Origin of the sequence: Microbacterium sp. I2 (assembly GCF_051364985.1) — a bacterium.
Lineage (GTDB): Bacteria > Actinomycetota > Actinomycetes > Actinomycetales > Microbacteriaceae > Microbacterium.
In genome coordinates, this window is record NZ_JBLWIH010000011.1 from 1 (window position 1) to 13,354 (window position 13,354).

At 68.5% G+C, this 13,354-nt stretch carries 11 protein-coding genes and 1 tRNA gene; 5 read left to right on the forward strand and 7 right to left on the reverse strand.

Annotation, left to right across the window (positions count from 1 at the left end; translation table 11 throughout):
- Positions 1–34: 34 nt before the first annotated feature.
- The gene (locus ACLKM7_RS11050; protein WP_436447232.1) at positions 35–2,041 is read right to left on the reverse strand and encodes a DUF262 domain-containing protein; all 2,007 of its coding nucleotides are present in this window, start codon (positions 2,039–2,041) and stop codon (positions 35–37) included.
- A 142-nt stretch (positions 2,042–2,183) separates the two neighbouring features.
- Here ACLKM7_RS11050 and ACLKM7_RS11055 point away from each other — a divergent pair, with 142 nt between their 5' ends.
- Both ACLKM7_RS11055 and ACLKM7_RS11060 read left to right on the forward strand, forming a co-directional pair.
- A complete protein-coding gene (locus tag ACLKM7_RS11055; protein ID WP_436447233.1) occupies positions 2,184–2,957 on the forward strand; it encodes a hypothetical protein in 774 nt (257 codons plus the stop codon).
- Between the two features lie 159 nt (positions 2,958–3,116).
- The gene (locus ACLKM7_RS11060) at positions 3,117–3,620 is read left to right on the forward strand and encodes a DUF3145 domain-containing protein (RefSeq protein WP_436447234.1); all 504 of its coding nucleotides are present in this window, start codon (positions 3,117–3,119) and stop codon (positions 3,618–3,620) included.
- A gap of 156 nt (positions 3,621–3,776) precedes the next feature.
- On the opposite strand, the gene ACLKM7_RS11065 is transcribed toward ACLKM7_RS11060, so the two are convergent.
- From ACLKM7_RS11065 to aceE, 6 genes are all read right to left on the reverse strand, one after another.
- Entirely contained in the window at positions 3,777–5,015 is a 1,239-nt protein-coding gene (locus ACLKM7_RS11065; protein WP_436447235.1) for a beta-ketoacyl-[acyl-carrier-protein] synthase family protein, read from the reverse strand.
- Positions 5,016–5,070: 55 nt separating this feature from the next.
- The gene (locus tag ACLKM7_RS11070; protein ID WP_168913989.1) at positions 5,071–5,319 is read right to left on the reverse strand and encodes an acyl carrier protein; all 249 of its coding nucleotides are present in this window, start codon (positions 5,317–5,319) and stop codon (positions 5,071–5,073) included.
- A 72-nt stretch (positions 5,320–5,391) separates the two neighbouring features.
- Positions 5,392–6,393 (reverse strand): beta-ketoacyl-ACP synthase III, encoded by a 1,002-nt coding sequence (locus ACLKM7_RS11075; protein ID WP_436447236.1) that lies wholly within the window; start codon positions 6,391–6,393, stop codon positions 5,392–5,394.
- A gap of 11 nt (positions 6,394–6,404) precedes the next feature.
- Positions 6,405–7,316 carry an ACP S-malonyltransferase gene (locus tag ACLKM7_RS11080; protein WP_436447237.1) on the reverse strand — a complete coding sequence of 304 codons (912 nt, stop codon included), beginning with the start codon at positions 7,314–7,316 and terminating at the stop codon, positions 6,405–6,407.
- A 103-nt stretch (positions 7,317–7,419) separates the two neighbouring features.
- Complete coding sequence (locus ACLKM7_RS11085; RefSeq protein WP_436447238.1) at positions 7,420–8,637, reverse strand: PucR family transcriptional regulator; 1,218 nt, start codon at positions 8,635–8,637, stop codon at positions 7,420–7,422.
- Positions 8,638–8,645: 8 nt separating this feature from the next.
- The gene (aceE, locus tag ACLKM7_RS11090; RefSeq protein WP_436447239.1) at positions 8,646–11,375 is read right to left on the reverse strand and encodes a pyruvate dehydrogenase (acetyl-transferring), homodimeric type; all 2,730 of its coding nucleotides are present in this window, start codon (positions 11,373–11,375) and stop codon (positions 8,646–8,648) included.
- A 142-nt stretch (positions 11,376–11,517) separates the two neighbouring features.
- Here aceE and ACLKM7_RS11095 point away from each other — a divergent pair.
- The 3 genes from ACLKM7_RS11095 (at position 11,518) to ACLKM7_RS11105 (ending at position 13,353) form a co-directional block, all read left to right on the forward strand.
- Positions 11,518–11,590: transfer RNA gene (locus ACLKM7_RS11095), tRNA-Val, on the forward strand.
- Positions 11,591–11,672: 82 nt separating this feature from the next.
- Positions 11,673–12,533, forward strand: a complete 861-nt coding sequence (locus tag ACLKM7_RS11100) for a DUF3592 domain-containing protein (protein WP_436447240.1) — start codon at positions 11,673–11,675, stop codon at positions 12,531–12,533.
- Positions 12,534–12,621: 88 nt separating this feature from the next.
- Positions 12,622–13,353, forward strand: a complete 732-nt coding sequence (locus ACLKM7_RS11105; protein ID WP_436447241.1) for a zinc ribbon domain-containing protein — start codon at positions 12,622–12,624, stop codon at positions 13,351–13,353.
- The last annotated feature ends 1 nt before the right edge of the window (position 13,354 follow it).

A 13,354-nucleotide genomic window follows, 5' to 3' on the forward strand; every position in this document is an offset into this window, starting at 1 on the left:
CGGATGCCTCGGCCGAGGCATCCGCCACCGCATGTCACATCGCGTTGCCGATGTAGGAGTACTTGACGAAAACCTCGGGTGCCAGACCCGCCTCTTCGAGCACGCCCTGCACAGCGCTCAGCATGTAACTGGAGTCCCAGCCCATGTAGAGCGAGTGCTCGTCGTCCAGACGGTCCCACTGGCCGTTCCAGGACTGCGCCGTGTACACCGGGCCACCGCGCCGGCCGCTGTAGGTGAGGACGGCCTCGCGCGAGTCGGCCCACAGGCGCTTGAAGACACGGTTGAAGAGGTACTTGACGTCGTAGACCTCCCAGTGCTCGCCGCAGTACTCCACGTACGACCACTCGCGCTGCCAACCGGGCGGCCACCCGCGCCGCCTGACCGCATCGAGAATGGGCGTGAGGCCGTCATCGTCGATGGCGGGGCCTCCCGGGCGCTGCCAGATCTCGACGAAACGCGCGGCGAGCTGTGCCGACCGTGCGGAGATCGCCGCCGTGTTCCAGCGGTCGAGGGAGGCGATCGGCCCGGTCGTGGCCACCGCACTCCGCGCGTAGAGCTCACGCTTGTCGGGGAAAGACCGGTCGAACGCACGCACCGCGAGGTCTTCTTCGAGCAGGGCGAGGTTGCCGATCGTCTTTGCAAGCGCACGGTGGCTGTTCTGCTCGTCCTCGCTGTACGCGGACCACTCGCGAACGCCGTCACCGGTCCACGTGTCTCCGGGCGCGAGCGGCACGATGTGCTCGAGGTCGAGAGCTCCGGCGCCGTCCACACCGGCGATCCGGCCCAGCACGTAATGCGGGTGGGGGAGGTCGACATACTTCAGCGCCGCGGCGACACGTTCGTCGGAGGGCGTGATCCGCGAAATCGCCGAAACCAGGGCAGCCGCGCCCTGCGCCCGAGCGCGGCACAGTCGCGCAACCAGACGGTCGACGCCGGTGCCGACGACGGAACGTCGAACGAGAAGCGCCTGAACCATCTCGAGCGTCTCGATCAGATCGTCCCGCCCGATCACGCCCCGATCGAAATCGCGGTACGCGAGCATGACCAGCGGATACATCGTCGTGCCGAAGGTGTTGAGGTACCCCAGGTGACGCGCGATCTCGGCATCCGGCGCCTCCGCGGGGACGAGCAGCGTCCGGTACACCCGAGACAGCGCGCGCCATTCCTCGGCGTTGCGGATCAGGTCGGCGAGCTCGAGACGCGGGAACTCGTGGCGGAAGGCGTCGTACACGCCGCGGCCGCCGACGACGGAGACCTCGCGACCGGTCTTCATGACCAGGTACTGCCGCCAGAAGTCGGCGATGGACTCACCGGTGTTCTGCTCGATCGCGTGCCAGTACTCGGATTCGATCCGGCGCTGTTCGGCATGCCCGAGCCCCATCAGCACGTAGTTGTGGATGAGTTCGTGGTCGCGCAGCGGCTCTCCCGTGGAGTTGAGGCTCTCGAAGATCTGCTGGGCGTTCGCACCGGCGCCGAGGGTGATCGACACGTGCTCGAGTTTCTGCAAGCCGCGCCAGATGTGCGGTGCCTCGTCACGGCTGATCTGGCTGCGGAAGAACGCGTAGTTGTCGTCGAAGCGCGAGTCGCGGGATTGGCCGGCGGGGAGCGCGCGGTCGAGGACCACGCGCTCGAAGACCGACGCCCACGCGTGATGCGGGCGCAGCTTCGTCAGCGACGGGTCGTCGGAATGCACGAGCACCCGCGCGAGCTGATCGGCGAGTGCCGGGTCGGACCCGCGGACGGTGTGATGCAGGGCCGCGACGAGCAGCATGAGCGTCGTCGTGCGCTGCTGCCCGTCTATGAGCACGAGCTCTGCGGCGTCGCCGTGCCCTCCCGCCGACGAGAGGATCGACCCGATGAAATGCATGTGCCCGTCATCGAGATCGGCCACCGCACGGATGTCGGAGAGCAGCTGCTCGCACGCGCCGATGTCCCACCGGTACTGGCGCTGGTACACCGGGACGACGATGGTCCAATCGGCTGCCGACAGCCACCCGATCGTGTTGACTGCGGTGGCGTCGACATTCGTGGCACTGACCATGGCAACACCAGTCTATGGTCCGGATGCCGGCCACGAGAGTTGCCCGGAGCGTCACCGGGACCCCGCAGAGCCGCGATGTAGGCTTGCCTAAGTTGGGCCTGTAAAAACGTGCTGGCCCGCTGACCGAAAGGCATGATTCGTCATGGGTTACATCAAGTCCGCCGCCCTCGAGGAGACCGGCTACGTCGTCCTCGACCGCTACAACCAGGAGCTCGACCCCAAGGAGTGGCTCGACATCGAGTACAACGACTGGAAGTCGTCGGGCGATACGCGGTTCGCGCCGCTGGCCAGCGCTTTCGGCGAGATCGAGTGCAACGGCTTCTGGAACCACAAGCCGCCGCGCACCGACAAGGACGGCGTCTGGATCGACTCGCAGGTCGAGAAAGCCCCGAACCTCGTGCGCCGCGCTCAGGAGCCCGGCGCCAACGTCGGTCGCTGCCGCGTCATCGAGCTGCAGCCGACCCCTTATGGCGAGTGCCTGTACAACCTGCACCAGGACGACAACAACCGGCTCAACCCCGACGGGACGGGCTGGGTCGTGCGCGGGTTCTTCAACCTGACCGACGACAAGGACAGCTTCTTCGTGCTGCGTGAGAACCGCACGGACCCGGCGGGTGAGGTGCGTATCGCGCTCCCCGCCGGCGCGCAGCTCATCATCGACACTCAGCGGCTTTGGCATGCCGCCACGCACGTCGGCGACGAGCCCCGCTACTGCCTCATCACTTCGTGGACCTCAGGTCCCGAGCTGGACGCGTACATCGAGAAGCACCACGGCGTGAACAAGGTCGACAGCGTCGAGGTGCCGCAGGAAGTGCTCGAGGCGGGGTACGCGGAGCAGGCCCGCAAGGATGCCGCTCGCGCCGCCTACTACGCGGCCAAGGGCCAGGTCGAGGTCCAGGCGATGAGCGAGGCCTGAGCCTCATCTCTTGCCGCTGAGAGGGCGGCCGAATCACACTCTTGTGATTCGGCCGCCCTTTCGGCGATAATGGCGGCAGCACAACCGAACAGCATGCTATGAGCTCGCCACCGGTGAGTCAGGTCGTAGGGGAAGACGCACCTGACGAACGGAGAGATCATGGCGACACCACAGGCGCGCGGAGTGATCTACATTCACTCAGCGCCACGAGCGTTGTGCCCCCACCTCGAGTGGGCTGTCGGCCGCGCCCTCGGGCGTGCCGTGAACTTCGACTGGGCCGACCAGCCTGTCCTCGACGGCAGCCGCCGCTGCGAGTTCTACTGGGAGGGCGCCGCCGGCACGGGTGCGGCGCTGGCCACGGCGATCCGCGGGTGGGAACACCTGCGCTTCGAGGTGACCGAAGACCCCACTCCGCGCAGCGACGGCGGGCGCTGGCTGCACACGCCGGGTCTCGGCATCCACTACGCGCAGACCGATTCCGCAGGCAACGTCGTCATCGGCGAGGACCGGATCCGGTACGCCATGGACATCGCCGGCGGGGACGCGTTGGAGCTGCAGCGCGAGCTTCAGGTCGCGCTCGGGGCGGCATGGGACGACGAGCTCGAGCCCTTCCGGCACGCCAGCGACGACGCCCCGGTGGTGTGGCTGCACAAGGTCGGGTAGGCGCGACGGTCCGATAGACGTCAGGCGGGGCGCGGCGCGATTACCGGATGCCGGTGACGACACTCCTGGCAGCTGGGAAAGCGAATCGCCACCGCCTGAGAACGACAGACGCCCCCGGTCGGCTTCACCGGGGGCGTCTTCGTGCGTGCGGCCGCGTCAGGCCGAGGCGAATGCCGCGACGGCGTTGTGTCCGCCGAAGCCGAACGAGTTGCTGATCGCGAGCTGCGGGCCGTCGCCGAGCGGAGTCGTCGAGCCCGAGATGCGGAACGGGATCTCGGGATCCTGGGTCGTGATGTTGATCGTCGGGGGAGCGATGCCGTCGCGCAGGGCGAGAATCGTGAAGATCGCTTCGAGCGCTCCGGTGCCGCCCAGCAGGTGGCCGGTCGAGGCCTTCGTCGCCGAGACGGGGATCTCGTCGACTCGGGCGCCGAAGACGGCCTTGAGCGCCTGGTACTCGTTGGGATCGCCCACCGGCGTCGAGGTCGCGTGCGCGTTGATGTGCGTGACGTCGTCGGGCGAGGCATCCGCCATCGCCAACGCCATGCGCACGGCGCGGGCGGCGCCGAGCCCCTCGGGGTCGTTCGCGGTGATGTGATACGAGTCGGCCGTGACACCGCCGCCCACGACGACGCCGTAGATCTTGGCGCCGCGCGCACGCGCGTGCTCCTCGGTCTCGAGGATGAGCGCACCGGCTCCCTCGCCCATCACGAAGCCGTCTCGGTCGACGCTGCAGGGACGTGACGCCCTGGCCGGGTCGTCATTGCGGCGCGAGAGCGCCTGCATCGAGGCGAACGACGCGATCGTGATCGGGTGGATGGCGGACTCGGTTCCGCCGGCGATCACCACGTCGGCAAGGCCCGCGCGGATGTGCTCGACCGCGTTCACGATCGACTCGGTGCTCGAGGCGCACGCGCTCGCGACCGTCCGGGCGTACGCGCGGGCGCCGAAGTGCAGAGAGAGGTTGCCCGCGGCGGCGTTCGGCATGAGCATCGGCACCGTCATCGGCATGACGCGGCGCGGACCCTTCTCGCGCAGTGTGTCCCACGCGTCCAGGAGTGTCCACACGCCGCCGATACCGGTGGCGAAGTCCACACCGAGCCGTTCCGGCTCGACGTCGGGGCTTCCGGCATCCGCCCAGGCCTCCATCGCCGCGACCAGCGCGAACTGCGAGGCGGGATCGAGTCGCTTCGCGACAGGACGGTCGAGGACGGTGTCGGGCCGCACCTTCGCCTGAGCGGCGAAGGTGACGGGCAGTTGATACTGCTCGACCCATTCGTGCTCGAGGGTGCTGGTGCCGGAGGCGCCGTCCAGCAGCGCCGACCAGCTCTCGGGTGCCGTGCCACCGAGGGGCGACGATGCGCCGATGCCGGTGACGACGATGCGGGAGTTGCTCATGTGGTCCAGATCCTCGTGGGTGAGCCGGTGGGGGCCGCAGCCCCCACCGGGGCTGCTACGCCTGGTTCGACGTGATGTAGCTGACGGCGTCGCCGACGGTCTTGAGGTTCTTGACCTCGTCGTCGGGGATCGTGACCCCGAACTTCTCCTCGGCGTTGACGACGATCGTCATCATCGAGATCGAGTCGATGTCGAGGTCATCCGTGAACGACTTCTCGAGCGCGACCTCGTCGGCCGAGATGCCCGTCTCATCGGTGATGAGCTCGGCGAGCCCGGCGAGGACCTCGTCGGTGGTGAATGCCATGGTTTCTCCTGTTTCTTGGGGGTACGACAGCCCGGGCGGGCGGGTCTCAGTCTAGAGTCGCGCGCCGCCGGCTCACGGAAGGACGACGACCTGGGCGCCGAAGACGAGCCCGGCTCCGAACCCGATCTGCAGCGCGAGCCCGCCACTCAGCCCGGGGTTCTCCTCGAGCAGGCGGTGGGTGGCCAGCGGGATCGATGCCGCCGATGTATTGCCGGTCGTCTCGATGTCGCGGCCCACGACCACCGTGTCGGGAAGCCCGAGCTGCTTGGCGAACTCGTCGATGATGCGCATGTTGGCCTGGTGCGGCACGAAGGCGGCGAGATCGGATGCTTCCACGCCGGCCGCCTCGAGCGCCTGACGTGCCACCTTCACCATCTCCCACACGGCCCAGCGGAAGACGGTGGGGCCCTCCTGCCGCAGCGTCGGCCAGGGGGCGAGGCCGTCGCGGAACTCGGTGAGGGTGTGGTTCATCCCGACGGCGTCGGCCTTCGAGCCGTCCGATCCCCACACGGTGGGGCCGATACCGGGCGTGTCACTTGGTCCGATGACGACTGCTCCGGCGCCGTCACCCAGGAGGAATGAGATGCTGCGGTCGGTGGGATCCACGATATCGCTGAGCTTCTCGGCGCCGACGACGACCGCGTAGTGCGCGGCTCCCGCCCGGATGAGCGCGTCGGCCTGGGCGACGCCGTAGGCGAAGCCGGCGCACGCCGCGTTGACGTCGTACGCGGCGGCGGGATTGGCTCCGACCCGGTCGGCGACGATCGCCGAGACCGACGGCGTCTGCTTGGGATTGCTCACCGTCGCGACGATCACGGCGTCCACCTGCGACGGGTCGACTCCGGAGCGCTCGATCGCCTCACGCGCGGCATCCGTCGCCAGATCGATCGCGTCGGTCTCAGGCACGGCACGAGTACGCGTCACGATTCCGGTGCGCTGGCGGATCCACTCATCGCTCGAGTCGATCGGTCCGACGAGGTCGTCGTTGGGGACGGAGATCTCGCCGCGGGCGGCACCGTAGGCGTAGATGCGCGTGTGAGCGGCCCCGGTGGGCTGAACGATGGTTCGAGTCATGGTGTCTCCGGTCACACGTCGGCGGCGAGCAGGGCTGCCGCAGCGTCCAGGTCGTCGGGAGTCTTGACCGCCACGGCCGGCACGCCGCGCAGCGCGCGCTTGGCGAGTCCCGTCAGCGTACCGGCGGGCGAGAGCTCGACGAGTCCGTCGATGCCCGCATCGGCGAACGAGGACATGCACAGGTCCCAGCGCACGGGTGATGCCACTTGATCGACCAGCAGCTCGACGAACACGGCGCCCGAGGTGACGGCCGTCCCATCGCTGTTGGTCCAGACGGTCACAGCGGGGTCGGAGGCCGCCACTTCGTCGGCGGCGGCGCGGAGCGTCTCGACAGCCGGCGCCATGTAGTGCGTGTGGAACGCACCGGCGACCTGGAGCGGGATCACGCGGGTCCCGGAGACCGGCTCGGCAGCCAGCGCCTGCAGAGCCTCCGCGGCGCCCGCGACGACAAGCTGTCCGCCGCCGTTGTAGTTGGCCGGCGCGAGTTCGAGCTCTGCGAGGCGGCTGAGGACGGATGCCTCATCCCCGCCGATCACAGCGCTCATGCCGGTCCGGGCGGCGGCGGCGGCATCGGCCATCGCGCGTCCACGGATGCCGACGAGGCTGAGCGCCGCCTGCTCGCTGAGGATGCCGGCGGCGGCGGCGGCGGCGAACTCGCCGACCGAGTGACCAGCGACGCCGCCGACGCGCTCACGGCCGGGCAGGGCGTTCCACGACAGCAGACTCGCGGCGACGATCAGTGGCTGCGCCACCTGTGTATCGCGGATGCGGTCGGCATCCCATTCGGTTCCCGCCGCGACGAGGTCGATCCCCGACCACTCGGAGTACTGGGCGAGACGCTCACGCGCGCCGTCCACGGCGAGCCAGGGGGCGAGGAAGCCGGGGGACTGGGAGCCCTGTCCGGGGAAGACCGCAATTCTCACTGTTCCATCCTGTCAATGATCACGGAGCGGGTTCTGGCGGTATCGTCACAAGAATGCCGGAAGGCTTTGTGCGTGCCGTACACACGGTGTGGGCGATCCTGCGTCAGGACGTGCCGCGCCGGGTCGGGGCCGGGCGCCGGCGCGTGGCATCCGTTCCGATCGATCCCAGGATCAGGGCCGTCTGCAGGATCAGCGCTTCACGCGGTCCTGTCGCATCCCAGCCGATGACCTCGGACACCCGCTTGAGCCGGTAGCGCACCGTGTTGGGGTGCACGAACAGCTCGCGTGCGGTCGCCTCGAGAGAACGGCCGTTGTCGAGATAAGCCCACAGCGTCGCCACCAGGTCGGCGCTGTGCGACTGAAGTGGGCGGTAGATGCGCTCCACGAGGGTCTGCTTGGCCAGCGGATCCCCGGCCAGCGCTCGCTCCGGCAGCAGATCGTCGGCTTCCACGGGGCGCGGAGCGTGACGCCATGCGCGCGCGACGGCGAAACCCGCGAGAGCCCCGCGGGCGCTCTGGCCGGCGTCGACCAGCGCCGGCACCGTCGGTCCGAGCACGAGGTATCCGCCGCCGAAACCGGGCTCGAGCCGTTTCGCGATCTCGCCGAAGGGCAAATCGGTATCGGGCTCGTCGGGCCGTGCCGACAGTTCGGCGCGGCCGAGGACGAGGACCAGGCGAGAGCCCTGAACGCCGATCAGCACGTCCACGCCGAGCTTGCGTGCGGTTCGGCGCAGCTGGTCGACGTCGAACTGGGGCGGAGTGGTTCCGACCAGCACCGCTACTTCGCCGTGGCCATGCCAGCCGAGGGCGGCGATGCGGCTGGGCAGCTCCTCATCGGCCTCGCCGGTGAGGATGGAGTCGACGACGAGTGCCTCGAGCCGGGCATCCCACAACCCGCGCGCCTCAGCGGCGCGGGCGTAGACATCCGCCGCCGCGAAAGCGACTTCGCGCGAATAGAGGAGGATCGCCTCGCGAAGGTGCTCACCCCGTCCCGCAACGCGCTCCTCGGTGACCTCGACGGTCACCCGGATCAACTGCAGCGTCTGCTGCAGGCTGACGCTGCGCAGGAGCTCGCGGGGCGCGGCGGCGAAGATGTCGGACGCGATCCACGGGGTCGACTCGGGATCGTCGTACCACTGGATGAACGACGTGATGCCTGCCTGTGCCACCAGCCCGACGGCGGAGCGTCGGGCCGGGGGCATCTCGGCATACCAGGGCAGGGTGTCCTCGAGCCGCTTGATGGTGACGGTCGCGATGTCGCCCGAGATGCGGCGCAGCCACGCGAGCGTGTCGTCCTTGTCCATCGCTGCGGTCGAGGGCATCGGGCGGATCAGCTCTCGCCGCCGGCGTTCCCGCTCGTTCCCGCGGTCACATCGTGCAGCCGGTACTTCTCGATCGCCTGTGCCGCGAGGCCGCGGTCTACGACGCCGTCCGCGGCCAGGGCCTGAAGGGTGCGCACGACGATCGAGGGGCCGTCGATCTTGAAGAAGCGACGTGCGGCCGCGCGGGTGTCCGAGAAGCCGAAGCCGTCGGCGCCGAGGGTCACGAATCGGTGCTCGACCCACGGCCGGATCTGGTCCTGCACCGCGTGCATGAAGTCGCTCACGGCGACGACCGGTCCCGGGGTGTCCTTCAGCTTCTGCGTGATGTACGCCGTCTTCGGCTCTGCCTCCGGGTGAAGGAAGTTGTGCTCGTCGGCGGCCAGGCCGTCGCGGCGCAGCTCGGTCCAAGAGGTGACCGACCACACATCGGCCTGCACGCCCCAGTCGTCGCGCAGCAGCTGCTGCGCCTCGAGAGCCCACGGCACACCGACACCCGAAGCGAGGATCTGAGCGCGCGGCCCGTCGCCCTCGGGCGTCGAGATGCGGTGGATGCCGCGGACGATGCCGTCCACGTCCACGCCTTCCGGTTCGGCAGGCTGCACGAGAGGCTCGTTGTACACCGTGAGGTAGTACATGACGTTCGGGTCGGGGTGATTGCCGCCGTACATGCGCTCGATACCGGCCCGGACGATGTGCGCGATCTCGTAGCCGTACGCGGGGTCATACGACAGCGTCGCAGGGTTCGTCGATGCGAGCAGCTGAGAGTGACCGTCCGCGTGCTGCAGGCCTTCGCCGGTCAGCGTGGTGCGGCCGGCGGTGGCTCCGATGATGAAGCCTCGCGCCATCTGGTCGCCTGCCGCCCACTGTGCGTCGCCGGTTCGCTGGAAGCCGAACATCGAGTAGAAGACGTACACCGGGATGAGCGGCTCGCCGTGCGTGGAGTACGACGTGCCGGTGGCGGTGAACGCCGCGACGGCGCCCGCCTCGTTGATGCCCACGTGCATGATCTGGCCCTGCGGGCTCTCCTTGTACGCAAGGAGGAGCTCGCGGTCGACCGAGGTGTAGTTCTGGCCGTGGGGATTGTAGATCTTCGCCGTCGGGAAGTACGCGTCCATGCCGAACGTGCGTGCCTCGTCGGGGATGATCGGCACGATGCGGTGCCCGAAGTCCTTGGCGCGCAGCAGGTCCTTCAGGAGCCGCACGAACGCCATGGTCGTGGCGATCTCCTGCGTGCCCGAGCCCTTCTTGGGCAGCGCGTACGCCTCATCGCCCGGCAGCTGAAGACCCACGTGGTGGGTACGGCGCTCGGGCAGGAACCCGCCCAGCTCGCGACGGCGCTCCAGCATGTACTGGATCGTCTCGTCCTGGGGACCGGGGTTGTAGTACGGCGGCTGGTACGGGTTCTCGTCCAGCTGCGCGTCCGTGATCGGGATGCGCATCGAGTCCCGGAAGTACTTGAGGTCCTGCAGCGTCATCTTCTTCATCTGGTGGGTCGCGTTGCGGCCCTCGAAGTGATGACCGAGGCCGTAGCCCTTGATGGTCTTCGCAAGGATGACGGTGGGCTGGCCCTTGTGCTCGGTCGCAGCCTTGTAAGCGGCGTACACCTTGCGATAGTCGAGGCCGCCGCGGCGCAGGTTGCCCCAGATGTCCTCGTCGGACCAGTCCTTCACGAGCGCGGCGGTGCGCTCGTCGCGCCCGAAGAAGTGCTCGCGGATGAAGGCGCCGTCCTCGGCACGGTAGGTCTGGAAGTCACCGTCGGGAGTCGTGTTCATCAGGTGCACGAGGGCGCCGTCGACGTCCTTCGACAGCAGCTCGTCCCAGCCGCTGCCCCAGACGACCTTGATGACGTTCCAGCCGGCACCGCGGAAGAAGCTCTCGAGCTCCTGGATGATCTTGCCGTTGCCGCGGACGGGTCCGTCGAGGCGCTGCAGGTTGCAGTTGACGACGAACGTCAGGTTGTCCAGGCCCTCGTTGGCAGCGACCTGGAGCTGCCCGCGGCTCTCGACCTCGTCCATCTCGCCGTCGCCGAGGAAGGCCCACACGCGCGAGTTCGACAGATCCTTGATCCCGCGATTGGTGAGGTACTTGTTCGTCATCGCCTGGTAGATGGCGTTGATCGGGCCGAGTCCCATCGACACCGTCGGGAACTGCCAGTACTCGGGCATGAGCCGCGGGTGCGGGTAGGACGGCAGTCCGTCGGGCGCCTTCGACTTCTCCTGACGGAAGCCGTCGAGCTGCGTCTCGGTGAGGCGTCCCTCGAGGAACGAGCGGGCATAGATGCCGGGGGAGGCGTGCCCCTGGATGAAGATCTGGTCGCCGCCGTTCCGGTCGTCCAGGCCACGGAAGAAGTGGTTGAAGCCGACCTCGTAGAGCGACGCCGACGAGGCGTAGGTCGAGATGTGGCCGCCGACGCCGATCCCGGGGCGCTGCGCGCGATGGACCGTGAGCGCGGCGTTCCACCGGATCCATCGGCGATAGCGCCGCTCGAGCTCTTCGTCGCCGGGGAACTCCGGCTCATTGTCGGGCGCGATGGTGTTGATGTAGTCGGTGGTGGGAACCTGCGGCACATTCAGCTGCAGTTCGTGCGAGGTCTGCAGCAGGCTCAGCATGATCTCGCGGCCACGACCGTGGCCCTTCGCCTGCACGAGCTGCTGCAGGGATTCCTGCCACTCGGAGGTCTCATCGGGATCGCTGTCGAGGGGTTCCTGCGAGTACGGATCCTGATCGTTGACAGTCACAGATGACCTTTCGTCGTCTGGCAGATCGTGCCAGGTAATCGCTACCGGAGCGGCGCAGGCTTTGTCAGCCGTGCACAACGCACCATCTGCCAGCCTACCGAGTTCGAGGGCTGGCGGACGCACCTCGTAGACTGGCCGGCGAGGGCCTTTAGCTCAGCTGGTAGAGCGCCACGTTTACACCGTGGATGTCGTCGGTTCGATCCCGGCAGGGCCCACAAGAGCACTGCACCGGAGGCGGTGCCTCCGCGCATCTGCCGGCGAGCATCACCCGGCGGAGGTCCCGCTAGGCTGTGCGCCGTGAGCACCGTCGATCCGGCCGCAGCCCGCCGCGAACGCTTCGAGCGGCACCGCGGCACCACCGGAGCGGCCGTCGCCGCCGTGTTCTCCGGAATCCTGATCATCGCGACGGGGGCGGTCGCCGGGTTCGGTTTCGCGGGCTTCCTCGACACGTTCCGATTGATGGAGCTGAACAGCGTCTTCTCCACTTGGGAGTCGCAGATGAGCTCGCCGTTCGTCTGGCTGCCGATCGGCATCGTCGCGTCGATCTTCTCCTGGTGGCTCTACTCCACGTGGAATCACCGCTACACCGGGGACAGGATGCGATTCGCCGGGGTGGGGCCGCTCACCCTGCTGACTGCGGGGCTGGCGGGCGGCGTGTGGATCGGCTGCCTGTCCTGGACGGCGCCGGACCAGGTCGGGATGCAGATCGATCCGACCTTCGGCGAGCATGAGCCGTGGGGGATGGGCGCCTGGATCTTCTATTCCGCCCAGTGGTGGCTGCCGGCACTGTTCGCGCTGTTCGCGGTGCTCTTCTTCCTGCTGGGCATCGGCGGGCGACGCCGGGCGACGCGCCGGCGGGAGCTGGTGTCGCGCCTCATCGTCTCGGGGCGTCGCGTGCAGGGCTCGGTCACCGAGTCCACGGTGCCCTCGAGCGAGGCATCGCAGATGATCTTCAGCCTGACGGTGACCTTCACGGACCTCAGCGGTACTGATCGCTGGGTGAAGCGAGTCGTGAGATACCGGACGACGGAGGTGCCGCCAGTCGGCGCGCCGGTGACGGTTCTCTACGATCCTTCGACGCCGGGAGACGAGTCGCGCATCTTCTTCACCACCGGTCCTGCTTCCGATCCTGAGGATTTCCTGGCCCACGAATTCTGAGTCCCGATACCCAGGACGTGGCCGATCCCACAGGCAGGCCCGGCCGAGACAGCATCGCGGGGTCGACACCCCGCGGTAGGTTGGGTCCGTGAACGCCAGCCCCGCCGACCAGCGCCGCCTCATCGACCTCGCGCAGCTCGACGCTCGCATCCGTCAGGCCGAGCACGCCCGCAAGAGCCCGCCGCAGGCGTCTCGTGTACAGGAGCTGCTCGCGCGCCGTCAGCAGCTCTCGCAGGAACTGAGCGTGCGTCTGGGAACGCGCGATGACCTGCGCACCGAGCTGTCGCGCATCGAGTCCGATGTCGCCGTCGTGGACGCGCGCGCCGCTCGCGATACCGAACGGCTCGCCGCGTCGAGCAACTCCAAGGAGGTGCAGGGGTTCCAGAGCGAGCTCGAGGCCCTCGCCCGGCGCAAGAGCGACCTCGAGGATGCCGAGCTGGCGGTGATGGAACGCCTCGAAGAGGCAGACGCCGCCGTCGCCGAGCAGGAGGCGCTCATCGCGGCGACGAACGCCGAGGGCGCCGACCTCAGTGCCGAGGGCAAGCGAGCCGTCGCTGAGGCCACTGCGGCGTTCGGCGCCGCCACGCGGGACCGGTCTGCCGTTGCCGGCACCGTGCCCGCCGACCTGCTGGCGCTCTACGAGAAGCTCGCGGTGCGCAGCTCCGGTGCCGCGCTGCTGCGCCGGCGCACATGCGAGGGCTGCAACATGGTTCTCTCCGGAAGCGACCTCAACACCCTGCGGCACGCCGCTGAGGACGCCGTCGTCACGTGTCCCGAGTGCGGCTGCATCCTCGTCCGGGATGAGGAGTCCGGTCTGTGAC

What these genes read in the sequence shown, in the direction of transcription:
- ACLKM7_RS11055 (WP_436447233.1), top strand. Translation starts at nt 2,184, where the DNA reads ATGGGTTACATCAAGTCCGCCGCCCTCGAGGAGACCGGCTACGTCGTC.
- ACLKM7_RS11050 (WP_436447232.1), bottom strand. Translation starts at nt 2,041, where the DNA reads ATGGTCAGTGCCACGAATGTCGACGCCACCGCAGTCAACACGATCGGG.
- ACLKM7_RS11085 (WP_436447238.1), bottom strand. Translation starts at nt 8,637, where the DNA reads ATGCCCTCGACCGCAGCGATGGACAAGGACGACACGCTCGCGTGGCTG.
- ACLKM7_RS11070 (WP_168913989.1), bottom strand. Translation starts at nt 5,319, where the DNA reads ATGGCATTCACCACCGACGAGGTCCTCGCCGGGCTCGCCGAGCTCATC.
- ACLKM7_RS11065 (WP_436447235.1), bottom strand. Translation starts at nt 5,015, where the DNA reads ATGAGCAACTCCCGCATCGTCGTCACCGGCATCGGCGCATCGTCGCCC.
- ACLKM7_RS11075 (WP_436447236.1), bottom strand. Translation starts at nt 6,393, where the DNA reads ATGACTCGAACCATCGTTCAGCCCACCGGGGCCGCTCACACGCGCATC.
- ACLKM7_RS11060 (WP_436447234.1), top strand. Translation starts at nt 3,117, where the DNA reads ATGGCGACACCACAGGCGCGCGGAGTGATCTACATTCACTCAGCGCCA.